The sequence below is a fragment of the Fuscibacter oryzae genome (genome assembly GCF_016765795.1).
Classification (GTDB): Bacteria; Pseudomonadota; Alphaproteobacteria; order Rhodobacterales; family Rhodobacteraceae; genus Fuscibacter; species Fuscibacter oryzae.
In genome coordinates this window covers 205,652-228,878 of the sequence record NZ_JAESVP010000006.1, presented here as the reverse complement: position 1 = coordinate 228,878, position 23,227 = coordinate 205,652, and the positions used below count along the sequence as shown (strand labels likewise).

Annotated in this window: 27 protein-coding genes; 23 read left to right on the top strand and 4 right to left on the bottom strand. The window is 63.1% G+C overall.

Translation table 11 applies throughout. From position 1 onward, the window contains the following. Positions 1-11: 11 nt before the first annotated feature. The 14 genes from JI744_RS13745 to ureG all read left to right on the top strand — a co-directional run bounded on the left by JI744_RS13745 (position 12) and on the right by ureG (position 10,278). On the top strand, positions 12-734 hold the full coding sequence (locus JI744_RS13745; protein ID WP_202661706.1) for a hypothetical protein: 723 nt from the start codon (positions 12-14) through the stop codon (positions 732-734). A 38-nt stretch (positions 735-772) separates the two neighbouring features. Then, positions 773-1,645, top strand: a complete 873-nt coding sequence (locus JI744_RS13740; RefSeq protein ID WP_202661705.1) for a LysR family transcriptional regulator — start codon at positions 773-775, stop codon at positions 1,643-1,645. A gap of 103 nt (positions 1,646-1,748) precedes the next feature. Continuing rightward, positions 1,749-2,162 (top strand): DoxX family protein, encoded by a 414-nt coding sequence (locus tag JI744_RS13735; protein ID WP_202661704.1) that lies wholly within the window; start codon positions 1,749-1,751, stop codon positions 2,160-2,162. A gap of 69 nt (positions 2,163-2,231) precedes the next feature. Beyond that, positions 2,232-3,044: a VOC family protein gene (locus JI744_RS13730; protein WP_202661703.1), complete on the top strand. Its 813-nt coding sequence runs from the start codon at positions 2,232-2,234 to the stop codon at positions 3,042-3,044. A gap of 1 nt (position 3,045) precedes the next feature. Beyond that, a complete protein-coding gene (locus tag JI744_RS13725) occupies positions 3,046-3,978 on the top strand; it encodes a glutathione S-transferase family protein (RefSeq protein WP_202661702.1) in 933 nt (310 codons plus the stop codon). A 145-nt stretch (positions 3,979-4,123) separates the two neighbouring features. Next, the gene (locus tag JI744_RS13720; RefSeq protein ID WP_202661701.1) at positions 4,124-4,963 is read left to right on the top strand and encodes an urease accessory protein UreD; all 840 of its coding nucleotides are present in this window, start codon (positions 4,124-4,126) and stop codon (positions 4,961-4,963) included. Further along, entirely contained in the window at positions 4,960-5,262 is a 303-nt protein-coding gene (locus JI744_RS13715; RefSeq protein WP_202661700.1) for an urease subunit gamma, read from the top strand. Before JI744_RS13720 ends, JI744_RS13715 begins: the two co-directional genes overlap by 4 nt. 9 nt (positions 5,263-5,271) lie before the next feature. Further along, positions 5,272-5,841, top strand: coding sequence for a HupE/UreJ family protein (locus JI744_RS13710; protein WP_202661699.1), 570 nt, complete (start codon positions 5,272-5,274; stop codon positions 5,839-5,841). Positions 5,842-5,845: 4 nt separating this feature from the next. Beyond that, positions 5,846-6,151, top strand: a complete 306-nt coding sequence (locus JI744_RS13705; RefSeq protein WP_202661698.1) for an urease subunit beta — start codon at positions 5,846-5,848, stop codon at positions 6,149-6,151. Between the two features lie 30 nt (positions 6,152-6,181). After that, positions 6,182-6,688, top strand: coding sequence for a superantigen-like protein SSL4 (locus tag JI744_RS13700; RefSeq protein WP_202661697.1), 507 nt, complete (start codon positions 6,182-6,184; stop codon positions 6,686-6,688). A gap of 12 nt (positions 6,689-6,700) precedes the next feature. After that, entirely contained in the window at positions 6,701-8,449 is a 1,749-nt protein-coding gene (ureC, locus tag JI744_RS13695; protein WP_202661696.1) for an urease subunit alpha, read from the top strand. 1 nt (position 8,450) lies between these two features. After that, a complete protein-coding gene (locus JI744_RS13690) occupies positions 8,451-9,017 on the top strand; it encodes an urease accessory protein UreE (protein WP_202661695.1) in 567 nt (188 codons plus the stop codon). Beyond that, positions 9,014-9,643, top strand: coding sequence for an urease accessory protein UreF (locus tag JI744_RS13685; RefSeq protein ID WP_202661694.1), 630 nt, complete (start codon positions 9,014-9,016; stop codon positions 9,641-9,643). The genes JI744_RS13690 and JI744_RS13685 overlap by 4 nt, the downstream gene beginning before the upstream one ends. After that, the gene (gene ureG, locus JI744_RS13680) at positions 9,640-10,278 is read left to right on the top strand and encodes an urease accessory protein UreG (protein ID WP_202661693.1); all 639 of its coding nucleotides are present in this window, start codon (positions 9,640-9,642) and stop codon (positions 10,276-10,278) included. Before JI744_RS13685 ends, ureG begins: the two co-directional genes overlap by 4 nt. Positions 10,279-10,280: 2 nt before the next feature. Here the strand turns inward: ureG and JI744_RS13675 are convergent, their stop codons facing one another. Continuing rightward, positions 10,281-11,000, bottom strand: coding sequence for a VPLPA-CTERM sorting domain-containing protein (locus tag JI744_RS13675; protein ID WP_236019446.1), 720 nt, complete (start codon positions 10,998-11,000; stop codon positions 10,281-10,283). Between the two features lie 205 nt (positions 11,001-11,205). After that, complete coding sequence (locus tag JI744_RS13670; protein ID WP_202661691.1) at positions 11,206-12,021, bottom strand: LOG family protein; 816 nt, start codon at positions 12,019-12,021, stop codon at positions 11,206-11,208. An 86-nt stretch (positions 12,022-12,107) separates the two neighbouring features. Between JI744_RS13670 and dapD the strand changes: the two genes are divergently transcribed. From dapD to JI744_RS13655, 3 genes are all read left to right on the top strand, one after another. After that, positions 12,108-12,932 carry a 2,3,4,5-tetrahydropyridine-2,6-dicarboxylate N-succinyltransferase gene (dapD, locus tag JI744_RS13665; RefSeq protein WP_202661690.1) on the top strand — a complete coding sequence of 275 codons (825 nt, stop codon included), beginning with the start codon at positions 12,108-12,110 and terminating at the stop codon, positions 12,930-12,932. A gap of 365 nt (positions 12,933-13,297) precedes the next feature. Beyond that, complete coding sequence (locus JI744_RS13660; protein WP_202661689.1) at positions 13,298-14,278, top strand: DUF535 family protein; 981 nt, start codon at positions 13,298-13,300, stop codon at positions 14,276-14,278. A 50-nt stretch (positions 14,279-14,328) separates the two neighbouring features. Further along, the gene (locus tag JI744_RS13655) at positions 14,329-14,670 is read left to right on the top strand and encodes a hypothetical protein (RefSeq protein WP_202661688.1); all 342 of its coding nucleotides are present in this window, start codon (positions 14,329-14,331) and stop codon (positions 14,668-14,670) included. A 9-nt stretch (positions 14,671-14,679) separates the two neighbouring features. Here the strand turns inward: JI744_RS13655 and JI744_RS13650 are convergent, their stop codons facing one another. Further along, positions 14,680-15,687 (bottom strand): Hint domain-containing protein, encoded by a 1,008-nt coding sequence (locus JI744_RS13650; protein ID WP_202661687.1) that lies wholly within the window; start codon positions 15,685-15,687, stop codon positions 14,680-14,682. A gap of 235 nt (positions 15,688-15,922) precedes the next feature. Between JI744_RS13650 and dapE the strand changes: the two genes are divergently transcribed. The 5 genes from dapE (at position 15,923) to JI744_RS13625 (ending at position 21,646) form a co-directional block, all read left to right on the top strand. After that, positions 15,923-17,071, top strand: a complete 1,149-nt coding sequence (dapE, locus tag JI744_RS13645) for a succinyl-diaminopimelate desuccinylase (protein WP_202661686.1) — start codon at positions 15,923-15,925, stop codon at positions 17,069-17,071. After that, positions 17,068-17,484 (top strand): GNAT family N-acetyltransferase, encoded by a 417-nt coding sequence (locus JI744_RS13640; protein WP_202661685.1) that lies wholly within the window; start codon positions 17,068-17,070, stop codon positions 17,482-17,484. The genes dapE and JI744_RS13640 overlap by 4 nt, the downstream gene beginning before the upstream one ends. A 105-nt stretch (positions 17,485-17,589) precedes the next feature. Then, positions 17,590-19,845 carry a ribonuclease R gene (gene rnr / locus JI744_RS13635; RefSeq protein ID WP_202661684.1) on the top strand — a complete coding sequence of 752 codons (2,256 nt, stop codon included), beginning with the start codon at positions 17,590-17,592 and terminating at the stop codon, positions 19,843-19,845. A 2-nt stretch (positions 19,846-19,847) separates the two neighbouring features. Further along, on the top strand, positions 19,848-21,077 hold the full coding sequence (locus JI744_RS13630; RefSeq protein ID WP_202661683.1) for a lytic murein transglycosylase: 1,230 nt from the start codon (positions 19,848-19,850) through the stop codon (positions 21,075-21,077). A 134-nt stretch (positions 21,078-21,211) separates the two neighbouring features. After that, positions 21,212-21,646, top strand: coding sequence for a c-type cytochrome (locus tag JI744_RS13625; RefSeq protein ID WP_202661682.1), 435 nt, complete (start codon positions 21,212-21,214; stop codon positions 21,644-21,646). Positions 21,647-21,689: 43 nt separating this feature from the next. On the opposite strand, the gene JI744_RS13620 is transcribed toward JI744_RS13625, so the two are convergent. Then, complete coding sequence (locus JI744_RS13620; protein ID WP_202661681.1) at positions 21,690-21,956, bottom strand: I78 family peptidase inhibitor; 267 nt, start codon at positions 21,954-21,956, stop codon at positions 21,690-21,692. A gap of 76 nt (positions 21,957-22,032) precedes the next feature. Here JI744_RS13620 and JI744_RS13615 point away from each other — a divergent pair, with 76 nt between their 5' ends. Further along, entirely contained in the window at positions 22,033-23,163 is a 1,131-nt protein-coding gene (locus JI744_RS13615; protein WP_202661680.1) for an S-(hydroxymethyl)glutathione dehydrogenase/class III alcohol dehydrogenase, read from the top strand. Positions 23,164-23,227: the final 64 nt, after the last annotated feature.

Sequence of the window (23,227 nt, the reverse complement as noted above, 5' to 3'; positions counted from 1 at the left end):
AGAATGGCCGCATGGCGCAACAGCTTTCCTTTGAACGGCTATGGAACAACCCGCCCTGGACCGTCGATTTCCTCGACGGGCCGAAGGATGATCTGGTCATCGCCTTTTCTTCCATCGGCCACGATCCCTGCCACACGCCCTCGCCCGAGTTTGTCGGCACGGCCACAGCCAATGGCACAAGACGGACGTTGTTCGTGATGGATGATAGCAGAAGCTGGGCCAATGACCCGGGCTTTGAAAAGGCTCTAATCCGCAGTTTAGAGACGATTTCTGCTCGTCATCCCATTACACGGATTACCACCATCGGTCTATCGATGGGCGCATTTTCGGCGTTGGTTGCCGCACAGGTTCTGCCGGTTGATGTCGTGCTGGCATTCGGCCCGCAATGGTCCGTTGCATCGGGCATGGTGCCGGGCGAAACACGCTGGTCGCGCTGGACCGCAGCGCTTTCGCCGCTTCGCTGGCCCACCGCGCCCCTGCCCTCGCTAGGCCATGCCTATCTGTTCCACGGCGCACAGGATGATCTGCCGCAAGCCCTGCCCTTTCCGCAACAGCCCGGCACCGACCACATCCTTTTCCCCGATTTGGGTCATTCCGATCTGGTGCCCCACCTGAAGGCGCGCGGCGCACTGGGCGGTCTGCTGGATGCCGCGCTGGCGGGCGACCGCCGCCGCCTGTTGCGTATCGCGGCTTCGGCGGGTGGGCTGTTGCGGCAGCGCCTGCCCTATGGCTAACCCCTTCCCTTTCCCGCCAATCCCCCCACAATGCCCCGATGGAACGGCTTCAGGCAGAGCGGATGTTCGTCAAGGTGGTGGAGACCGGCAGTTTTGCCGCCGCCGCCCGCAGGCTTGGCACCAGTTCGGGGCAAGCCTCTAAACTCGTTTCGAAACTGGAAGCCGATCTTGGCGTCAAACTGCTGAACCGCACGACGCGCGCGCTGTCACTGACCGAGGAAGGGCAGGCCTATGCCGACCGGATGCGCGCCATTCTGGAAAGCTTCGATGACCTTACCACCGAGGTGCAGAACGCCGCCATCGCCCCACGCGGTCGCATAAGGCTGACCGCCCCCCTGTCGTTCGGCACGGTGCGGCTGGCCCCGGTTCTGGCCCGGTTTGCGGCAGAATACCCAGAAATCTCGCTGGAAGTGCACTTTAACGACCGGATCGTGAACCTTGTCGAAGAAGGCTTTGATGCCGCCGTCCGAGTAGGCCGCGCGATGGACGGGGCGTTGGTGGGCCGCCGTCTGGGCAGCGCGCGCATGATCACGGTCGCGGGGCCGCGCTATCTGACCCTGCGCGGCAGGCCGGTCATTCCGGCCGATCTGGCACAGCATGACTGCATTCTGGACCTGAACAACCGCGATGGCTGGCAGTGGAGCTATCGCGACGACACCCGGGTGACCGTTTCGGGGCGGCTGATCTTTTCCAACGCCTCCGCCTGTCTGGCGGCGGTGGAAGAGGGGCTGGGAATAGCGCAGATGCCCGATTTCGTCGCGACCGAGGCGCTGGCTGCGGGCCGTGCCGTCGAAGTGCTGGCCGATTGCTCGGATATCCAGCTTGGCATCCATGCGCTGTGGCCCGATCGGCGCCATCTGCCGCGCAAACTGCGGGTGCTGGTCGATTTTATGGCTGCCGAAATGCGCTGATCCCTTCCGAAATGGAAGGGATGATCTGCGATTTTGCTGAATTGTTTTCCGCTTCAGAAGGGGGCACTTCTTCCCCATCGCAACCGCTTACTCGGAGCAAGCCATGACAACCTCTCCTCTCTCTTCGGCCTCGCAGGCTGATCTTGGCGCGGCGCTGCTGCGCGTCACCTCGGGCGTCTATTTCCTGATCCACGGCCTGATCAAGGTTTTCATCTTTACCCCCGCAGGCACCGCTGGTTTCTTTGAATCGATCGGCCTGCCGGGCTTCCTCGGCTATGTCACCATCCTGCTGGAAGTGGCGGGCGGCATCGCGCTGATCCTTGGCTACAAGACCCGCATCGTTTCTGCCGTGCTGACCTTCGTTCTCTTGGGCGCGCTGTGGTTCGGCCACCGTTCGGCTGGCTTCACCTTCTCGAACGCAGGCGGCGGCTGGGAATACCCGCTGTTCTGGGCCATCGCGTCGGCTGCACTTGCCCTGATCGGGCCGGGCGCCTTCGCCGTGGACAAAAAGGGCTGATCGCCCGACCCTTTGCACCCATCGGGGCCTGGCCGCTGGCCGGGCCCTTTTCCTGAAAGGACCAAGAAAATGTCCACCGCTTCTGCCCCCGTTGAAATCGGCCATGTCGCACTGACCGTGAACGACTTGCCCGGTATGACGAAATTCTACCAATCGGCCCTTGGTCTGGACACGCTGTCCTCGGACGCCGTAACCGCACGGTTGGGCGCGGGCGACAAGACCCTGGTCGAACTGCGCGCCGATCCTGCCGCCCGCCGCGCCGGGCGTCGTGAGGCCGGGCTGTTTCACACCGCTTTCCTGATGCCGGACCGCAAGTCTCTGGCACGCTGGCTGATCCATGCCGCCGAATCGCGCCTGCCCCTGCAAGGAGCCTCTGACCATCTGGTCAGCGAGGCGATTTACCTGGCCGATCCCGAGGGCAATGGAATCGAGGTCTATGTCGATCGCCCGCGCATGGCCTGGTATGATGCCAACGGTTCCATCAAGATGGACACGCTGGGTCTTGACCTGAACGACCTTGCCTCTGCCGCCGACGGCCCCTGGACCGGCGCGCCCGAAGGCGAAGTGGTGGGCCATGTCCACTTGCAAGTGGGCAACGTGACCCGCGCCGAGGAATTCTATCGCGACGTGCTCGGCTTTGCCGTGGCGACGCATTACCCCGGTGCCAGCTTTTTGGGCTCGGGCGGCTATCACCACCACATCGGCGCGAATATCTGGAACAGCCGTGAGGCCGGGCAACGCAACTTCCCCGTGACAGGTCTGACCGAACTGGTCCTGCGGGCCGATGCGCCCACACTGGCGGCAATTGCCGCTCGGGCTGGCGGCACCACGATCGCCGATCCATGGGGCACCCCGGTCACCCTGCTGGCGAAGGGGGCATAAGATGCTGGTCGATGGCAAATGGACCGAAGACTGGCAGCCGGTTCAGGCCAAGGACGCCAAGGGCGGCTTTGTGCGCCAGGTTTCGTCCTTTCGCAACTGGATCACGCCCGATGGCAGCAGCGGTTTCAAGGCCGAGGCCGGGCGCTATCACCTTTATGTCGCCTATATCTGCCCTTGGGCCAGCCGCACCCTGATGGCGCGCAAGCTGAAGGGACTGGAGGGGGTGATCGGCATGACTGCGGTGGACCCGGTGTTGACCGCGCAAGGCTGGACATTTGGCGAAAACGCCGATCCGCTGCATGGCGCGACCTATCTGCACCAGCTTTACAGCCGCGCCGATGCCCATGTGAACGGGCGCGCGACGGTGCCGGTGCTGTGGGACAAGGCGACCGGCACCCTCGTTTCGAACGAATCGGCCGACATTGTGCGGATGATGAATTCGGGCTTTGGCAATCTGGCCTCTGGCCCCGATCTTTACCCTGCCGAGCTGGCCCCCCAGATCGACGCGTTGAATGACCGCATTTATCCGGGCTTGAACAACGGTGTCTACCGGGCGGGCTTTGCCACCACGCAGGTCGCCTATGACGAGGCTTTCGCGCTTGTGTTCGAAACGCTGGACTGGCTGGAAAGCATGATGGCCGATGGCCGCAAATGGCTGCTGGGCAATGCCTTTACCGAAGCTGATATCCGCACTTTCGTGACGCTTGTCCGCTTTGATGCGGCCTATCACGGCATCTTCAAATGCAACCGTCGTCGGCTGTCGGACTATCCGGCGTTGCAGGCCTATCTGGAACGGGTGCTGGCCCTGCCCGGCGTGGCCGAGACGGTCAAGATCAGCCATATCAAGGCCGGTTACTATTCGATCAAGACGCTGAACCCCAATGGCATCGTGCCGCTTGGGCCAGATTTGCCTTGGGCGCGCGATCTGGGCTGAGGCTTTGCGGACTGCATAATTTATAGGCGTCTCGCTCATACATTGATCTCAATACCCAACCGCGTCCGGCACCCGACCGGCGCGGTTGCTGATTCCATGGGCAAAGCGTTGATCACGGAACATCCTCTGCCTGACAGGGGGAATTATGTTCGACAACGCGCCAACAGCGGTGATGCAGCGCAGCCGGGGTCTCGCCCGCGCGGGCTTTGCCTTGCGCGATGGCGCGGTGCGGCTGACCGAACTGCAACAGGCAGGCTCTGGCAAGGCGATGCTGCCCCGCCTGGCGGGCGATGTGCCCGAGGTGGTGTTCCTGAACACGTCGGGCGGGCTGACCTCTGGCGACCGGCTGGGCTTTGACCTGACGGTCGGTCCCCGCGCGCGGGTTTGCGCCACAACCCAAACCGCAGAACGTGCCTATTCGGCGGATAGTGACGCAGCAAAGGTTGATATGACGGCACGGGTCGGCGCGGGCGGGCGGCTGGATTGGCTGCCGCAAGAGACCCTGCTTTACGAAGGGTCCAACCTGACGCGCCGCACCACCATTGATCTTGCGGGCGACGCCACCTGCCTTCTGTGCGAATCCCTTGTCCTTGGCCGTCTCGCGATGGGAGAAGAGCCGCAGTTCGCCCGGCTGGATGACCGCCGCCTGATCCGGCGCGATCATCGCCCGGTCTGGGCCGATGCCCTGCGGCTGAACCCTGCCGCACTTGGCCGTCAAGCCAGCCCGGCTTTGCTGGGCGGGGCGCGGGCAATGGCAGTCATCGCGTTTGTCACCCAAGGGGCCGAAGATGCGCTACCCCCGGTCCGCCAGCTACTGACCGAACCAGAAGTGACCGCCGCCGCCTCTGGCTGGGACGGGCGGCTGCTGGTGCGCCTGTTGGCGCGCGACGGTTGGCCCCTGCGCCGCCAGTTGGCGCGCGTTCTTCACCTTCTTTCGGGGCGCCCCTTGCCCCGTGTCTGGCAGATGCACGGAGTGCTTGCATGAACCTGACCCCGCGCGAACGCGAAAAACTGCTGATCAGCGTCGCCGCCATGGTGGCGCGGGGCCGCCTTGCCCGTGGCGTCAAGCTGAACCACCCCGAGGCGATTGCCCTGATCACCGATTTCGTGGTCGAGGGCGCGCGCGATGGCCGTTCCGTCTCTGATCTGATGCAGGCGGGCGGGCATGTCATCACCCGCGATCAGTGCATGGAGGGCATCCCAGAGATGATCCATTCCGTTCAGGTCGAAGCCACCTTTCCCGACGGCACCAAGCTGGTCACCGTTCACCACCCGATCCGATAAGAGGTTTTCATGCTGCGCAAACTGACCCTTGCCGCCGCCCTTTTCGCGCCCTCGGCTGCACTGGCCCATCCGGGGCATCAGGCTGGCAGTTTTCTGGCGGGTCTTGGTCACCCGATCAGTGGTGCGGACCACATTCTGGCCATGGTCGCCGTCGGCCTTTGGGCCGCACAAATGGGGGGGCGGGCGATCTGGGCGATGCCTGCAACCTTTGTTGGCGCAATGGTGCTGGGCGGAGCAATTGGCGCAGCAAGACTTCCCTTTCCAGCCGTAGAGTCGATGATTCTCGCCTCCATCCTCCTTTTGGGTGCGGTGGTGGCGCTGGCGGCGCGGTTGCCCCTGAAATTCGCGCTGGCAATGCTGGCGCTGTTCGGGGCCGCACATGGCTGGGCGCATGGGGCCGAAGGGTCGTCTGGCGGGCTGCTGACCTATGCGGCAGGCTTTGCGATGATGACAGCCGTGCTGCATGGTGCGGGGCTTGGCCTTGGTCTGGCGCTGCAAAAACTGGCGAGCATGCGTCTGACCCGCATGTTGGGCGCTGTCACCGCCGCAGCGGGCCTCGCTTTTGTGTTCGGAGGGTAACACCATGATTCCCGGCGAAATTTTTCCCGCCCCCGGCGATATTTTGCTGAACCCGACCGGCAAATCCATCACCCTGATGGTGGCCAATACCGGCGACCGGCCGGTGCAGGTTGGCAGCCACTACCACTTTGCCGAGACAAACCCCGGCCTGTCGTTCGACCGCGAGGCCGCGCGCGGGATGCGGCTGGATATTGCGGCAGGCACGGCAGTGCGGTTCGAACCCGGCCAATCGCGAGAGATTAAGTTGGTGCCCTTTGGCGGTGACAGAAAAGTTTTTGGATTCAATAGCAAGGTGATGGGACAACTTTAACCCTTAGGGAGATCCCCCATGTTCGGCATGATGACCCCAATCGACGCAATCAGCTATGGCCTCAAGGCGGGCATGGTCTTTGGCCAGGCACAGACCATCTGGGCAACCCGCCTGATAGAGATGCAGGGTTTCTGGATGGGCTTTCCGGGAACAGTCTCTGATCTGCCCAAAAGTGTCACCTCAAAGGCGGTCGAACCTTTGCCCCTCGTGACGGAATTGAATATCGAAGCGCTGGCAGAGACGCCACCCGCCGCCGTGGATGCCCCGGCAGACCCTGCGCCCACCTTTGCCCCGGCGACCGAATCGCAGCAGCTTGATGCTGCCGACAACGGGTCCGCGATCATTTTGACGCCGCTGCCAGAGCCGACGGTCGAGGTTGCGCCAGCACCAACTCCTTTCGCGGAAACTCCAGTCGAAGTACCTGCCACCGAGGCGGCACCTGCACCCGTGCTTTCGGTCGAAACCACCACCCCGGCTGCTCTTGCCCTGAAACCCATTCCCCGCCGCGCAACGCCCAAACCGCCGCTTGCGGAGTGACAGGAGTTCCCCTTGCCCGCCACGATTTCCCGCCTCGACTATGCCGCGATGTATGGCCCGACCACGGGCGACAAGGTGCGCCTTGGCGATACCGAACTGATTATCGAGGTTGAGCGTGACCTGATCGCCGAACGCACCGGGGCCGCCATCACCGGCGCCAATGGTCCGAGCTATGGCGAAGAGGTCAAGTTCGGCGGTGGCAAGGTCATTCGTGACGGCATGGGCCAAAGCCAGATCACGCGGGCGGGCGGGGCGGTGGATACCGTGATCACCAACGCGCTGATCCTGGACCATACCGGCATCTACAAGGCCGACGTGGGGTTGCGCGGCGGGCTGATCCACAAGATCGGCAAGGCGGGCAACCCCGATACCCAGCCCGGTGTGAACATCATCATCGGGCCGGGAACCGAGATTATTGCGGGCGAAGGACGGATTCTGACCGCAGGCGGCCTTGATACCCATATTCACTTCATCTGCCCGCAGCAGGTGGAGGATGCCCTTCATTCCGGCATCACCCTGATGCTGGGCGGCGGCACCGGTCCCGCTCATGGCACCTTGGCCACCACCTGCACACCGGGGCCTTGGCATATCAGCCGGATGCTGATGGCTGCCGACAGCCTGCCAATGAACCTTGGCTTTGCGGGCAAGGGCAATGCCAGCCTGGCCGACGGCCTGATCGAACAGATCAATGCCGGGGCCTGCGCGCTGAAACTGCATGAAGATTGGGGCACCACCCCCGCGGCCATCGACAACTGCCTGAACGTGGCTGATGCGATGGATGTGCAGGTGATGATCCACACCGACACGCTGAACGAATCCGGCTTTGTCGAGAATACTTTGGCCGCGATCCGGGGCCGCACCATCCACGCCTATCATACCGAAGGCGCGGGCGGCGGCCATGCGCCCGACATCATCAAGGTGGTGGGGTCGGCCAATGTTCTGCCCTCCTCCACCAACCCGACGCGGCCCTATACGGTGAACACGATCGAAGAGCATCTGGATATGCTGATGGTCTGTCACCACCTTGACCGCTCGATCCCCGAGGACGTGGCCTTTGCCGAATCCCGCATCCGCAAGGAGACCATCGCGGCGGAGGACATCCTGCACGATCTGGGTGCGTTCAGCGTGATCTCGTCGGACAGTCAGGCCATGGGCCGGATTGGCGAGGTGATCACCCGCTGCTGGCAAACCGCCCACAAGATGAAGGTGCAGCGCGGGCGGCTGGAGGGCGAACAGGGCGAAAACGACAACCTGCGCGCGCGCCGCTACATTGCCAAATACACCATCAACCCGGCGGTGGCGCATGGCCTGTCGCGCCACATCGGCAGCATCGAGGAAGGCAAGCGCGCCGATCTGGTGCTGTGGTCGCCTGCGTTTTTCGGGGCCAAGCCGGAAATGGTGCTGATGGGCGGCATGATCGTAGTGGCGCAGATGGGCGACCCCAATGGCTCTATCCCGGTGCAGCCGATGTATTCGCGGCCGATGTTCGGGGCTTTGGGCAAGGCCAAGCACGCCTCTGCCGTCACCTTCGTGTCGCAAGCGGCGATGCAGGCCGATGTTCGGGGCCAGTTGGGGCTGGGCAAAACCCTGCTGCCGGTGGAAGATACCCGCACCATCGGCAAGGCGGACATGCGGCTGAACAACGCCACCCCCCATATCGAGGTGAACCCCGAAACCTATGAGGTGCGGGCCGATGGTGTGCTGCTGACCTGCGAACCCGCCCGCGAGCTGCCCCTTGCCCAGCGTTATTTCCTGTTCTGACATGCCCGACCTGCCCGCCGCCCAGCGCCTGCTGAAAGAGGCCCCCACCACCTGCTATGACCTTGTGGTGCTGGATTATGATCAGCGCCTGATGCGCCGGAAACGTCTGGTGACGGTGCATGACGAAGGCTTTCTGGTCGATCTGCCCGCCGTCACCAGCCTTGATGACTGGTGGGGGTTTGAGCTGGAAGATGGCCGCACCATCCAGGTTGTCGCCGCCGAAGAAGACTTGGTTCAGATCACCGGGCCAAACCTGTTGCGGCTTGCCTGGCACATCGGCAACCGCCACACCCCCTGCCAGATAGAGGCCGACCGCCTGCTGATCCGCCGCGATCATGTGCTGGAGGCGATGCTTGCGGGTCTGGGGGCCGATTTGTGCCACATAAGCGAACCCTTCACCCCCGAAGGCGGGGCCTATGGCCATGGCCGCACCATGGGGCATGACCATGGGCCCGGCGCCCATAGCCACGAAGGCGAGACCTTCGGCTGGCACCACCATGGCGATGGCCAGATGCACCATCACGCCCCCGCCAAACCCCTGCCTTTTGGCCACCGCGACGCGAAATGAACGCGCTGCTGACCCTGACCCAATGGCTCTCGCCCGCCTTCCCCATCGGGGCCTTTGCCCATTCGCAGGGGCTGGAGGCGGCGATTTCTGCTGGGCAGGTCGCCGATGCGGCCACCCTGCAAGACTGGATCGAAGGGGTGCTTCTGTTCGGATCAGCCCGCAACGACGCAATCTTCATCATGGCCGCGCGTCATAGCGGTGACCTGACAAACCTGTCCGATCTGGCCCACGCCTATATGCCCAGCCAAGGCCGCGCGCTGGAGGCGGCAGAGCTGGGCCGCGCCTTTGCCGCGCAGGTTTCGGCCATCACCGGGCAAGACCTGCCTGCGATGCCCTATCCGGTGGCCGTCGGCGCCGCGACCCGCGGGCTGGCGGTTACCGATGCACAGGTTCTGGCGCTGTGGCTCCAAGGTCTGGCCAGCCAGCTTGTTTCCGTCGCGGTGCGGTTCATGCCGCTGGGTCAAAGCGCGGGGCAGCGGGCCATCCACAACCTTGCACCGCTGATAGCCGACGCCGCCGACACATATTCCACCCTGACGCTTGACGACCTCGGCTCTTGCACCTGGGGCGCGGACATGGCGGGGATGGCGCAGGAAACCATGGACATCAGGATATTCCGGTCATGAGCAGCACCAATGGCCCCCTTCGTGTCGGCATCGGCGGCCCTGTGGGGGCGGGCAAAACCACTCTGACTGAACAGCTTTGCCGTGCGCTGGCCCAGCGCTGCGACATGGCGGTGATCACCAATGACATCTACACCCGCGAAGATGCCGACTATCTGATGCGGGCGCAGGTGCTGCCGGCAGAACGTATCCGGGGTGTCGAAACCGGCGGCTGCCCCCATACGGCTATTCGAGAGGATGCGAGCATCAACCTTGCCGCCGTCGCCGACCTGCGCAGCCACTTTCCGGCGCTGGATCTGATCCTGATCGAATCCGGCGGCGACAATCTGGCCGCCACTTATTCTCCTGAATTGGCTGACCTGACGATCTATGTGATCGACACGGCAGCGGGGCAGGACATCCCGCGAAAGCGCGGGCCGGGGCTGACGAAATCGGACCTGCTGGTGGTCAACAAGACCGATCTTGCGCCCTATGTCGGCGTCGATCTGGCGTTGCTGGAATCGGACACAAAGGCCGCGCGCGGGGTGCGGCCCTATGTTCTGTCACGTCTACGCCACGGCATTGGCGTGGCCGAAGTCGTGGCGTTTCTTGAACGTGAAGGCGGTTTGGCGCTGCGTAATCCCGCAGCGCCCACCTGATCTCAGGCCCGGCGACGGCGCATCAGACCCAGACCACCCAGACCAGCCATCAGCATCAGACCGGCAGCAGGCAGAGGAACGGGCGAAACGGTGACAAGGTTCTGGCTGTAATGGCCATCCTTAGCGCGCGGATCAGTCGATTGCAGGAAGGTCAGGCGATACTTCTGGGTTTCCCTGCCCGCCAAACCGGCAAGAAGGCTGTCAGCATAGTTGGTTGCCGCAGCACTGCCCGCAGCACTGAAATTGCCACTGCCCAAGGCATAGCCATTGCCAGCCGCTTCATTCACAATTTCCCACAGTGCCAATTGAAAGCCGGCAGACTGGGTTGCATTGCTCAGATCCAACCCTTTGTAAGCCGTGTTGAACAGCTTGGCGATGCTTGACATTTGCAGCGAGGTCAGCGGATCGGAAGCGAAAGGCGAGCCGGTCACGCTATACAGCGACGGCAAACGAAGCCAAGTCGCGATATCAAGGCAAAATGCATCGAACAGTTCCACTCCGGGCTTGCTGTCAATGTCACCCTTGAGAGCAAAGGCCCCTGCGGCGACCCATGTCGGGCTGACAACGGGGTCAGCGCCCAAGCTTATCAGAACTGCCGTCCAGCCATTGGTTCCGAAAACTGACCCTGATTGTTTATCCAACTCGACAGTCGCGGCAGATGTTGCAGTGGCAGCCAGCGTCGAAATCGTGAAGGCAAGCAAGCGGGCAAAATTGTTAAACATGTAAACACTCCACAAACACATACGCGTTCACACTTTGCCGCTTTTAACTGCGATTCAATATTATTCTTTAAATTTCAAAAAGTTACAATCTATGCGCGAATGCTCAGCGGCCTGTTGGCGTAATCACAACCCAAGGCGCTTCAGCTCATTTCCTAACTAGAAACGAATTGTTTTCAGAAAAATCTCAGCTTCAACCGAAGGCTGTTCATCTAAAATTGTCGATGGCCGCCAGCGCCTCTTCCGCCGTCTCGACAATCTGGAACAGGTTCAGGTCTTCGGGGCTGATCACGCCTGCCTCGGCCAGTTGCTTCCAGTTGATCACACTGTCCCACCAGTCACGGCCGAACAGCAGGAAGGGCACCCGCTTCATCCGCCCGGTCTGGATCAGCGTCAGGCTTTCGAACATCTCATCCAGTGTGCCGAAACCGCCAGGAAAGATGCAAACCGCCCGCGCCCGCATCAGGAAATGCATCTTGCGGATGGCAAAATAGTGGAAGTTGAACGACAGGTCCGGCGTGACATAGGCATTGGGCGCCTGCTCGTGCGGCAGCACGATGTTCAGCCCGATCGACTGGCCGCCCGCCTCGCTGGCCCCGCGATTGCCCGCCTCCATCACCCCCGGCCCGCCCCCGGTGCAGATCACCCAGTCGCGGCCATAGGTTTCCATGCTGCGCTGGGTGATCACATGGGCAAAGCGGCGGGCTTCCTCGTAATAGCGCGAAAGAGCGGCCAGCACGGGCGTCCGCGCCGTATCGGCATATTCAGGTGACGGAATCCGCGCGCCCCCGAAAAGTACCACTGTCGAGGTGATGCCCCGCTCATCCATCACCATCTGCGGTTTCAGCAACTCCAGTTGCAGTCGCACCGGCCGCAACTCTTCCCGCGTCATGAAGTCGGGATCGGCAAAGGCCAGACGATAGGCAGGCGCGCGGGTTTGCGGCGTGTCGGGAATGCGGTTGGTCGCAGCGATGTCCTGCTGGCTGTCGCGGAACGGGTGGTTTCGGCTGTCGTCTTTGGTCATCGTGGCGTCCTTGGCCGCATTGCGCGCATGGGGACCAAGGCTTATAGGCTTCGCCAACAGGAACCAACCGAAAAAGGGAATGCCCGATGTCCTATGCCGCGCTGGAAGCCGCCATCGAAGCCGCCTGGGAGGCCCGTGACGGCATTTCCCCCGCCACGCGTGGCGAACAGCGCGATGCCATCGAGGCCACGCTGGAGGCGCTGGACAAAGGCACCCTGCGCGTCGCTGAAAAGCGCGGGGCCGACTGGCATGTGAACCAATGGGCCAAGAAGGCCGTGCTTCTGGGCTTCCGCATCAAGGATATGGAGGTCCATGACGGCGGCCCGCAGGCAGGTGGCTGGTGGGACAAGGTTGACAGCAAGTTCAAGGGCTGGGGCCCGGATCAGTGGAAAGCTGCGGGCTTTCGCGCCGTGCCGAACTGCGTCGTGCGCCGCAGCGCCTATATCGCCAAGGGTGTTGTGCTGATGCCCAGCTTCGTCAACATCGGCGCCTATGTCGATGAGGGCACCATGGTGGACACCTGGGCCACCGTCGGTTCCTGCGCCCAGATCGGCAAGAATGTGCACCTGTCTGGCGGCGTAGGCATCGGCGGCGTGCTGGAGCCGATGCAGGCTGGCCCCACCATCATCGAGGACAACTGCTTTATCGGTGCCCGGTCAGAGGTGGTTGAAGGCTGCATCGTGCGCGAAGGCAGCGTTCTGGGCATGGGCGTCTTCATCGGCAAATCAACCAAGATCGTTGACCGCGAAACCGGCGAAGTGATGTACGGCGAGGTTCCCTCCGGCTCTGTCGTGGTCGCAGGCTCGCTGCCATCGAAAGGCGGCGTGAACCTATATTGCGCCGTGATCGTGAAAAAGGTCGATGCGCAGACCCGCTCGAAAACCTCTATCAACGAACTGCTGCGCGACTGATCGCGGCCATTTTTCACGGGGCTGGCCCTGGCCAGCCCCGCTTTCCGCTGTGGTTCAGGCACAACGCACAAGCGGTGGCAAAAGGCACGAAGCCGGGGAATTGGCGAACAGATACAACCAATGGCTGCAAATGTGGTCGGATAAGTGACGCTATGGAAACGTACTGTCCCGGTTTGATGCAACTCTTGCGGTTGACGCCCCGGCTCTGGCCGCCCAAAGTCTAGAAAGATTAACGCTGCCGGTTGTGTCCGCCCACTTGGCTGTAACGCTGGTAGTTTCCGTTCGGGCCTTGACCTATGCGGTGAACTCCAAAGTCGTAAAAAGTGTGATCGCGCAGGACGGGTGTGGGACAAAAGCCGATCAGTATGAACGCCGCGAAGGCGCGGACGCCGGAACGCAAGGTGACGACCAGCAAGGACATCGGGGCGATGTCGGTATTTGCATCCGGTCTGCGGGCCGACAGGGGTCGCTATCCGCTGTGGACAATGGCGGTCCGCGCCCTGCGCCGCGCGCGCATTCTTGGTGCAAGCCAGAAGCTTGGCGCAATGACCACCTCGCCCAGTCTGTTGGCCCATACGGCGGCAGAGGGCGAAGACGATCTGCTGTTTTGCCTGTCGCACCGCTACTATCTGGCCAAGGGACTGGATACCCAAGCCCGAGTTGCCGCCGCCCATTGCCACTACCAGCACGAAGACCAAGCCTATCTCCCCGCCTATTTCGAGCAGGTCTACCAGAATGGTGGCCTTGTGCTGTGGGGCGCCGACACCCCCGACCACCGCTATGACATCGTGCTGCAACCTGGCCGCGACGTAGCTTATGAGGGCGGCCTGAGCGTTGCCCTCCGGGTTGACGGCGGTTGCCTGTGCGTCCTTTCCTTTTCACTGGTGCCATCGCGACTGCTTGGCAGCCCCGCAGGGCTTCCAGAGGTGGTTCACTTTGTCAGCCGCCGCCATCTGACCAAGGATCGCGGCTATCAGGCCGATTACAATCGCGCCTTCAACCGCTCTACCCCGGCGCATATGGTCTTTGCCGCGCTGGAGGGGCTGATTCTGGCGCAAGGCCGCATCCATGCGCTGGGCATCGCGCCCGAACGCCACCCATCCGACCGTGCCGATCTGAACCCCTGGTTCCGCGCCGGATACTCCGAATTCTGGACGTCGCTGGGCGGTCGTCCGCTGGGCGACGCGGGGTATGTGATAGAGTTGCCCATGCGCCTCAGCCCGCTGGATGACCTTGACGCGGCCAAGCGGAAGCGCGCCCTGCAACGGCGCGCGCATCTGGAGGCCGTGCGCCAAAGTGCGCGCGCGCAGATCTCGGCGCTGCTTCTGCCCAAGGAAACCGCTTGACGCAGCCGCCCGCCCGCCGCAGGGATTTCCCCGCATGACCAGAGGGCACCATGACCGACGACACCCCAGAGCCAAAGCCGAAACGCCCGCAGTTGGTTTTCACCCTGCTGGTCGAGGTTGGCCGCAAACCCGGCGACGGCCTGCCTGACAAGGCAACGGGTGCGGCCCTGATGTGCTATGCCTCGGGCGTGGACGAGGCCGAAGCGGTGCGCGAAACCGTCGCGATCCTGAAAGAGGCCGATCTCGCCGTACTGGAGGTTCAGGGCCTTGGCACATTGGATGAACGCCGCAAGGCCGGAGAAGATATCGACAGCCAGGAGGCCGCGCTGATGGCCCGTGCGCTGGACGAAAATTCGGTCATCGTGGCGCAGATGAACCCTTTTTACGACTGATCGCGCAAATCACGCGCGACGGCGCGCAGCACCCCGGCCCAATTGCGTCATCAGCATCTGTGCCTCGTAATCCAAGAGGCAGCGGCGCGGCGGCTGATCTTCGGGCAGCGCCGCCAACAGGCCGCAGCTATCGACATTCAGGATCTGGGGTCGTTCGAACAACAGCGCGACCGAAGGCGCAATCATTCGCCGCTGTTCGTCAAGCGCCGTTCTGCCATCAATCAGGGCTGCGGCACAGATCAGCACCTCATCCTCGCCGAACAGATACTCGACCTCTGGCCCGCGCATCAGAACCCTTTGGTCAGAAGAAACCAGCAGATCATGCTGAGAGGGCAGGAACGGCGCGCGCAACAGAACCGGCGCGAATGATCCACAGGCAGGCAGCGCCATGCGCCGCAGCGACAGCAAGGGCTGCGGGCCATCATCTTCGGTCATGACCAGATCGCCGGGCTGCAACCGCCCCGCCGCCACCGGCCCGCGCGGGGTTTGCACCGGGCTGCGCAGGCCGATCCAGGCAACGCGCACGGGCGGCACGGTTCCCTGCGCCAACCCGAACCACAACACCGCCGGATGCCTGCGCTGGCGATGCGGTTCGGCAGACAACAGACCAATATCGCCGGGGCACAACGGCAAAGGGTCGGCCCCGCGCGCGGTGCGGGCCGGCATGGCGGGGCCTTCCACCACCTCCAGCCGCATCTGCCAGGTGTCGGCAAGGGTATCGAACCCAAGCGTCAGCCGCGCGGTGCCGGGGCTGTCGGGCAGGCGGCCTGGCACCAGATGGCGCACCAGTCGGGCGCCCTGCCGATTGCGCAACATCAAGCCAACCTCGGGCTGATAAAACAGCGAAAAGCCGCGTTCGCCACCTTCTTGCGTGGCCATGTCGCATAACAACGTGGCCGTATCGGGCAGCGGCAAGGTGAACTCTGCCACAAATACCCCAACCGCCAGCGTGTCGGGCATTGCCACCGCCACCGGCCGGTCAGAGATGATCAGCCACCCGTCGCCTGAGGGCGCCATCGCAATCTGCCCTCCCGTCGCCATTGGCTGCCGCCCCCCGCTGTTCCTCTCGCTCATCTGGCAAACTAGGCGGACCGCCCGGCAATGTCACCGCGAAAGCGAATCACCCAGCCACACCCCAACGCCCGGTTGCCCCCGTGCCACAACGCCGGTGCCACAAAGCCCGTGCGCCACAAAGATTGCAGCCCACCGCCCCGCGCGCTAGGTCAGGGTCAGCCCTCTTTGGAAACCCGTCATGACCGAACCCTTTGATCCCGTCCGCCTGACCGCCGAGTTGATCCGCTGCCCCTCGGTCACCCCCGCCGAAGGCGGCGCGCTGGAGTTGCTGGAACGTGAGCTCTCCACGGCAGGGTTCGCTTGCACACGGGTAGACCGGGGCGGCATCGCCAACCTTTTCGCCCGCTGGGGCGCGCGGGGGGCGAACCGCAGCTTTGGTTTCAACGGCCATACCGATGTGGTTCCAATAGGCGATGCCGCAGCTTGGACCCAAGATCCCTTTGGCGCGGCTGTGGTTGACGGCTTCATGTATGGCCGGGGCGCCACCGATATGAAATCGGGCGTCGCCGCCTTTGTCGCCGCCGCCATCGACTTTGTGCGCGAAACCCCACCCGATGGCGCGCTGATCCTTGCGATTACCGGCGATGAAGAGGCCGACGCCGTCGATGGCACCGTGGCCCTGCTCGACTGGATGGCCGCCCATGGCGAACGGATGACCCATTGCCTTGTGGGCGAACCGACCAGCCCGAATGTGATGGGCGAGATGATGAAGATCGGTCGCCGGGGCAGCATGACCTGCTGGTTCACCGCCACCGGCGTGCAGGGCCATTCGGCCTATCCCCACCGGGCAAAAAACCCGATGACTGCCTTGGTAAAGCTGCTGGCAAGGCTGGAAGAAAAACCGCTGGACGAAGGCACCGACCATTTCGACGCCTCGACCCTTGCCATCACCACCATCGACTGCGGCAACACGGCCACCAATGTCATCCCGGCCAAGGGCCATGCCACCGTCAACATCCGCTTCAACGATCTGCACACCGGTGCCAGCCTGGCTGACTGGCTGTCGTCGCAGGCCGCTGCGGTCTGGGCCGATACCGGAGTAGAGATCACCTGTCGCTTCCAGATTTCCGGCGAAAGTTTCCTGACCCCGCCCGGCGACTTCTCGGACATGGTGGCAGCGGCAGTACAGGCCGAAACCGGCCGCAAGCCGGAACTGTCCACCTCGGGCGGCACCTCGGATGCGCGGTTTGTGAAAAACCACTGCCCGGTGGTGGAATTCGGTCTGGTGGGCAAGACGATGCATCAGGTTGACGAGCGGGTCGAGGTGGCGCAGATCGGCCAGTTGAAGGCGATCTACACCCGCATCTTGCGGGACTATTTCGCATGATAGAGACGGTTGTTACCACCGACCTTGCGACCTGCCGCGCCCTGCGCCGGGTGGTGTTCATCGAAGAACAGGGCGTCAGCGAGGCGGATGAGGTCGATGACCTTGACCCAATCGCAACCCACATCCTTGCCCGCATCGATGGCACCCCCACCGGCTGCGCCCGCATTGTGCCGGGCACCGGCTATGCCAAGATCGGCCGGGTCTGCGTACTCGCCTCGGCGCGCGGCACGGGGCTTGGCGCAGCCCTGATGCAGGCAGGCATCGCCGAATGCCGCCGCCAAGGCTATCCCATGGTCAAACTCGGCGCCCAACTGCATGCCTTGGGCTTTTACGAGCGCTTGGGCTTTGTCGCACATGGCGAGGTGTTCGATGACGCGGGCATCCCCCACCGCGAGATGGTGCTGACCCTTTAGCCTCTTCCCCTTCTGCAAATATCTTCGGGGGGTGCGGGGGGCGAAGCGCGCCCGCTCTTGGCATCCAATGTTCCCCTGCCCGGCATTCCGTGCTAGGCCAAGCTCATGAACCCGCTTCCCTCCAAGGACCAGATCCGCCAATGGATCGCCGAAAACCCCGGCCTGACCGCCAAGCGTGACATCGCCAAGGCTTTCGGCATCAAGGGCGATGCCAAGATCGACCTCAAGCGCCTGCTGAAAGAGCTGGAGAGCGAAGGCACGCTGGACACATCCGCCCGCCGCTTTCGCGTAAGGGGCGAATTGCCCCCCGTGGCCGTGCTGCTGGTCCTGCCCCCCGATGCACAGGGCGACCTATACGCCCGCCCGTTGGAGGAAGGGGTCGAGGATGCCCCTCGTATCCTGATCATCCCGAAAAAGGGCGATCCGGCGCTGGGCGGCGGCGACCGCATTCTGGCCCGCCTGTCCAAGGTCGATCTGGATGATTATGGCTATGAGGCGCGGCTGATCCGGCAGATCGGGTCGAACCCGCTCAAGGTGTTGGGCATATTCCGCAAAGGCTCCGAAGGCGGGCGGATCGTGCCGATCGACAAGGGGTCCGACAAGGAATGGCGCGTCGCCGCCGACCTGTCGATGGAGGCCCGCGATGGCGAACTGGTCGAGGCCGAGGCCGTGGGCAACCGCCGCCAGATGGGCCTGCCGCAGGCCCGCATCACCGCCCGTCTGGGCGACCCGGCCGGCCCCCGCGCCGTCAGCCTGATCGCCATTCATCAGCACGGCATCCCCGACCAGTTCCCCGATGCCGTGATTGCCGAGGCCGACCGAGCCGATACTGCGGTGGGCCTTGCCGGTCGTACCGACTTGCGCGACATGCCGCTTGTCACCATCGACCCGGTGGATGCCCGCGACCGTGACGACGCGATCTATGCCGAGCCGGACCATGAACCCGACAACCCCGGCGGCCATATCGTCTGGGTCGCCATCGCCGATGTTGCCCATTACGTCCGCCCCAATTCGGCGCTGGACCGAGAGGCGCGAAAACGCGGCAACTCGACCTATTTCCCCGACCGTGTGGTGCCGATGCTGCCCGACATCCTGTCGGGCGATCTGTGTTCGTTGCACGAACACGTTGACCGCGCTTGCCTTGCGGTGCGGATGCGGCTGGATGCCAGTGGCCACAAGATTTCGCACCGCTTCGTTCGGGGGCTGATGCGCTCTGCCGCCTCGTTGCATTACGCGCAGGTGCAGGACGCCGCCGATGGCCGTCCTGATGACAAGACGGCCCCCCTGCTCGACCGGATCATAAAACCGCTTTACGCCGCCTATGAGGCCGCCAAACAGGCCCGCGCCAGCCGCCAGCCGCTGGATCTGGACCTGCCCGAACGCAAGATCATTCTGGATGACGATGGCAAGGTCACCTCGGTCGCGTTCTATGAACGCTTTGACGCGCACAAGCTGATTGAAGAATTCATGATCCTCGCCAATGTTAGCGCCGCCGAGGAGTTGCAGCGGCTGAAACAGCCCCTGCTGTTCCGCGTGCATGAAGAACCGTCGCAGATGAAACTCGACGCGCTGCGCGAAGTGGCCGAGGCTTCGGGCTTTACCCTTGCCAAGGGACAGGTGCTGAAAACCGCCCACCTCAACCGTCTGCTGGCGCAGGCCGAGGGCAGCGAGTTTGATGAGCTGATCAACATCACCACCCTGCGGTCCATGACGCAGGCCTATTACAACCCCGAGAATTTCGGCCATTTCGGACTGGCGCTGAAGAACTACGCCCATTTCACCAGCCCGATCCGCCGCTATTCCGACCTGATCGTGCATCGCGCCCTGATCCGGGGCCACAAATGGGCCGATGATGGCCTGTCGGCCTGGGACATCGAAAACCTTGATGAAACCGCCAAGCTGATCTCCGATGCCGAACGCCGCAGCATGGCGGCAGAGCGTGACACGACCGACCGCTATCTGGCCGCCTATCTGTCGGACCGCGTGGGGGCCGAGTTTTCGGGCCGCATTTCTGGCGTGCAGCGCTTTGGCCTGTTCGTCAAACTGGATGAAACCGGGGCCGATGGCCTGATTCCCATCCGCGAGATCGGGCGAGAGTTCTTCCATTATGACGACACCAGCCAGACCCTGACCGGCGCAGATACCGGCACCACCTTTACCAACGGCATGCGCGTGACCGTGCGACTGACCGAGGCGACGCCCGTCACCGGCGGGCTGATCCTGCAACTGCTGACGGTCGAGGACCGGGCGTTGCCGGTGGGCAAACCGGGGCGGGGCGGGCGCTATCAGCCACGCAAGCCCGGCCTGGCGGCAGCCAAGGCCGCCAAGCTGCGCCAGAAAGTCATCCGCAAAAGGCGCTAGGGATGCGGGGCCTGTTTCTAGCCTGTCTGCTGGCGCTGCCGGGCTTTGCCCTTGCGGAAGAACCTGTGCAAAGGATCGAGGTCGTGATCGACGGAACCGAAAGCGGCCTGCAAGGCTGGATTGCCGAATTTCGCCCCCGCGCCATGGCAGCAGGCATCTCGACCGAGACCTTTGATGTGGCGATGGCCACCGCTCATTTCCTGCCCGATGTGGTTTCCAAGGACCAGCGGCAGGACGAATTCACCAAGACGATCTGGGAGTATCTGGACAAGGCGGTGTCCGATGACCGCATCGCGCTGGGGCAAAAGGCGCTGAAGGAACAGGCCGCCGCACTGGACAGGATCGAAGCGACCTATGGCGTGGACCGGCAGGTCGTGGTGGCGATCTGGGGGCTGGAAAGCAGCTATGGTGCCGTGAAGGGCGATATTCCCACCCTGTCGGCCCTTGCCACGCTGGCCTATGACGGGCGGCGCGCGGCCTTTTTTGAAGGCGAGCTGATCGAGGCGCTGAAGATCATCCAGACCGGCGACATCTCGGCTGCCGAGATGAAGGGCAGTTGGGCGGGGGCCATGGGCCATACGCAATTCATGCCCTCCAGCTTTCAGCGGCTGGCGGTGGATTTTGATGGCGACGGTCATCGCAACATCTGGGGCAAAAGCCCGGCCGATGCGCTGGCCTCGACCGCCGCCTATCTGGCGGCGTCTGGCTGGAAAAAGGGCGCGCCCTGGGCAGTCGAGGTGACGCTGCCGCAAGGATTCGACTGGTTGCAGGTTGGCAGCCGCACCCAGCGCCCGATGGCACAATGGGCCGCGCTGGGCGTAGCCACGGCCAACGGCCAGGCCCTGCCCGATGGCTGGGCTGCCCTGATCGCGCCCGCAGGCGCGCGCGGACCAGCTTTTCTGGTCTTCGACAACTTTTCCGCGATCGAGACCTATAACATGGCCGATGCCTATGTCTTCGCCGTGGGCCATCTGGCCGACCGGCTGCACGGCGGCAAACCGTTCCTTGGCGGCTGGCCGCGCGATCTGCGCGCCCTGACCTATTTTGAGCGGCGCGAGATCCAGCAGCTTCTGACCGACCTTGGCCATGATACCGGCGGCGTGGATGCCAAGATGGGGCCGCGCACCCTTGCCGCAATCCGTGCCTTTCAGACTGCGCGCCATGACCTGCCCGACGGCTACCCCAGCCTGCTGGTGCTGGAGTCGCTGCGTCAGGCCAGCGCCGCGCGCTAATGCGCCCGACCTGTGCGTTCGCGCACCCATTGATTGAAATCCTCGTGAACGGTCAATTTGGGGGGGATAAACTTTACAAGACCTGCGTCAATCTGGCCTAGCGTTTTGAAACAGATTCCATACAGGAGGTCGATTTGACCAAACTCCGTACTCTTCTGATCGCCGGTTTTGCCCTTGCCGGCAGCATTGCCTATGCCGAAGTGGAGGCAACCGACCCAGATGTCATCGCCCGCCAAGGCCTGATGAAAGAGATGGGCAGTGCGGCCAAAGCCATGGGCGACATGGCCAGCGGCAAGACCGCTTTCGATACCGCTGCCGCGGCAACCGCCAAGGCCGCCCTTGTCGATCACGCGGGCCAGATTGCCGCCAAGTTCGAAAAGAACCCCGCCGACCCCGGTTCAGAAGCAAAGCCGGAAATCTGGTCGAGCTGGGATGACTTCCTGAAGGATGCCAAGGGTCTGGAATCCGCAGCAACCGCGCTGGATACCACCTCTGCCGAGACGCTGGGCGCTGGCATGGGTGCGGTTGGTGGCGCCTGCAAGGCATGCCACACCACTTACCGGATGTGATGCTGTATGCGGGGCACCTTTGTCGCCCCGCATCACAACAAGATCAGCCGCACACCACGCGGCTGATCAGGCCTTGCTTATCAATATGAATGTTCAGCCGGTCAGCAACATAATCTTGCGTCACCATCATCCCCGGCTCGATCACCCGCACGGTATGCGCAAACCGCATCACCTGTAGCGCCGTTGCAGGCTGGCCCACCAGCCCCTGCAACGCAGCAGCCCCGCAACTGTCTTGCGGCGGCAGGGGTGGCGGTTCGGTGACACAAGCCGCCAGAACCGGCAGCAACAGCAAAACGGTAAATCTGCGCATTTCAGGTCGTTTCCCGCGTTGATCTTTTGCCCAGTTTCGCACAGCCTCGCGCGCGAAATACAGGGAGGAATTCCATATGCGTACCCGTGCCGCCGTTGCCCTTGCCCCGGGCAAGCCTTTGGAAATCATGGAAGTGAACCTGGCCGATCCGAAAGAGGGCGAGGTTCTGGTGGAAATCAAGGCCACCGGCATCTGCCACACCGACGAATTCACCCTGTCCGGTGCCGATCCCGAAGGGTTGTTTCCGGCGATTCTGGGCCATGAGGGTGCGGGCGTGGTGATCGCCGTTGGGCCGGGCGTGAAATCGCTGAAGGTTGGCGATCATGTCATCCCGCTTTACACGCCGGAATGCCGCGAATGCCCGTCCTGCCTGTCGCGCAAGACCAACCTTTGCACCGCGATCCGGGCGACCCAAGGCCAGGGCCTGATGCCCGATGGTACCACCCGGTTTTCCATGCTGGATGGCACGCCGATCCATCATTACATGGGTTGTTCGACCTTTGCGAACCACACAGTCGTACCGGAAATCGCGCTGGCCAAGGTGCGGGAAGACGCGCCCTTTGACAAGATCTGCTACATCGGCTGCGGTGTCACAACTGGCATCGGCGCCGTTCTGAACACCGCCAAGGTCGAGATCGGGGCCAAGGCCGTGGTCTTCGGTCTGGGCGGCATCGGGTTGAACGTGATTCAGGGCCTGAAAATGGCCGGGGCCGATATGATCATCGGCGTTGACCTGAACGACGACAAGGAAGAATGGGGCCGCAAGTTCGGTATGACCCATTTCGTGAACCCGAAAAAGATCGAAGGTTCGGTCGTTCAGCACATCGTCGATCTGACCAAGACGCCCTTCGACAAGATCGGCGGGGCGGATTACTCGTTCGATTGCACCGGCAATGTGAAGGTGATGCGCGACGCGCTGGAATGTACTCATCGCGGCTGGGGCCAGTCGATCATCATCGGCGTAGCCCCTGCGGGGGCGGTGATTGAAACCCGGCCCTTCCAATTGGTCACCGGTCGCGTCTGGAAAGGCACCGCATTCGGCGGCGCGCGTGGCCGCACCGACGTGCCGCAGATCGTTGATTGGTACATGGACGGCAAGATCGAGATCGACAGCATGATCACCCATGTCCTGCCGCTGGAGCGGATCAACGAAGGGTTCGACCTGATGCACGCCGGCAAATCGATCCGGGCGGTGGTTGTGTATTGAGACCGCAGCGCGGGGGGCCGTCTGCCCCCCGCATCCCCCAAGGATATTTAGGCCAATGTGAAAG

What these genes read in the sequence shown, in the direction of transcription:
- JI744_RS13745 (WP_202661706.1), top strand. Translation starts at nt 12, where the DNA reads ATGGCGCAACAGCTTTCCTTTGAACGGCTATGGAACAACCCGCCCTGG.
- JI744_RS13740 (WP_202661705.1), top strand. Translation starts at nt 773, where the DNA reads ATGGAACGGCTTCAGGCAGAGCGGATGTTCGTCAAGGTGGTGGAGACC.
- JI744_RS13735 (WP_202661704.1), top strand. Translation starts at nt 1,749, where the DNA reads ATGACAACCTCTCCTCTCTCTTCGGCCTCGCAGGCTGATCTTGGCGCG.
- JI744_RS13730 (WP_202661703.1), top strand. Translation starts at nt 2,232, where the DNA reads ATGTCCACCGCTTCTGCCCCCGTTGAAATCGGCCATGTCGCACTGACC.
- JI744_RS13725 (WP_202661702.1), top strand. Translation starts at nt 3,046, where the DNA reads ATGCTGGTCGATGGCAAATGGACCGAAGACTGGCAGCCGGTTCAGGCC.
- JI744_RS13720 (WP_202661701.1), top strand. Translation starts at nt 4,124, where the DNA reads ATGTTCGACAACGCGCCAACAGCGGTGATGCAGCGCAGCCGGGGTCTC.
- JI744_RS13715 (WP_202661700.1), top strand. Translation starts at nt 4,960, where the DNA reads ATGAACCTGACCCCGCGCGAACGCGAAAAACTGCTGATCAGCGTCGCC.
- JI744_RS13710 (WP_202661699.1), top strand. Translation starts at nt 5,272, where the DNA reads ATGCTGCGCAAACTGACCCTTGCCGCCGCCCTTTTCGCGCCCTCGGCT.
- JI744_RS13705 (WP_202661698.1), top strand. Translation starts at nt 5,846, where the DNA reads ATGATTCCCGGCGAAATTTTTCCCGCCCCCGGCGATATTTTGCTGAAC.
- JI744_RS13700 (WP_202661697.1), top strand. Translation starts at nt 6,182, where the DNA reads ATGACCCCAATCGACGCAATCAGCTATGGCCTCAAGGCGGGCATGGTC.
- JI744_RS13690 (WP_202661695.1), top strand. Translation starts at nt 8,451, where the DNA reads ATGCCCGACCTGCCCGCCGCCCAGCGCCTGCTGAAAGAGGCCCCCACC.
- JI744_RS13685 (WP_202661694.1), top strand. Translation starts at nt 9,014, where the DNA reads ATGAACGCGCTGCTGACCCTGACCCAATGGCTCTCGCCCGCCTTCCCC.
- ureG (WP_202661693.1), top strand. Translation starts at nt 9,640, where the DNA reads ATGAGCAGCACCAATGGCCCCCTTCGTGTCGGCATCGGCGGCCCTGTG.
- JI744_RS13675 (WP_236019446.1), bottom strand. Translation starts at nt 11,000, where the DNA reads ATGTTTAACAATTTTGCCCGCTTGCTTGCCTTCACGATTTCGACGCTG.
- JI744_RS13670 (WP_202661691.1), bottom strand. Translation starts at nt 12,021, where the DNA reads ATGACCAAAGACGACAGCCGAAACCACCCGTTCCGCGACAGCCAGCAG.
- dapD (WP_202661690.1), top strand. Translation starts at nt 12,108, where the DNA reads ATGTCCTATGCCGCGCTGGAAGCCGCCATCGAAGCCGCCTGGGAGGCC.
- JI744_RS13660 (WP_202661689.1), top strand. Translation starts at nt 13,298, where the DNA reads ATGAACGCCGCGAAGGCGCGGACGCCGGAACGCAAGGTGACGACCAGC.
- JI744_RS13655 (WP_202661688.1), top strand. Translation starts at nt 14,329, where the DNA reads ATGACCGACGACACCCCAGAGCCAAAGCCGAAACGCCCGCAGTTGGTT.
- JI744_RS13650 (WP_202661687.1), bottom strand. Translation starts at nt 15,687, where the DNA reads ATGGCGCCCTCAGGCGACGGGTGGCTGATCATCTCTGACCGGCCGGTG.
- dapE (WP_202661686.1), top strand. Translation starts at nt 15,923, where the DNA reads ATGACCGAACCCTTTGATCCCGTCCGCCTGACCGCCGAGTTGATCCGC.
- JI744_RS13640 (WP_202661685.1), top strand. Translation starts at nt 17,068, where the DNA reads ATGATAGAGACGGTTGTTACCACCGACCTTGCGACCTGCCGCGCCCTG.
- rnr (WP_202661684.1), top strand. Translation starts at nt 17,590, where the DNA reads ATGAACCCGCTTCCCTCCAAGGACCAGATCCGCCAATGGATCGCCGAA.
- JI744_RS13630 (WP_202661683.1), top strand. Translation starts at nt 19,848, where the DNA reads ATGCGGGGCCTGTTTCTAGCCTGTCTGCTGGCGCTGCCGGGCTTTGCC.
- JI744_RS13620 (WP_202661681.1), bottom strand. Translation starts at nt 21,956, where the DNA reads ATGCGCAGATTTACCGTTTTGCTGTTGCTGCCGGTTCTGGCGGCTTGT.
- JI744_RS13615 (WP_202661680.1), top strand. Translation starts at nt 22,033, where the DNA reads ATGCGTACCCGTGCCGCCGTTGCCCTTGCCCCGGGCAAGCCTTTGGAA.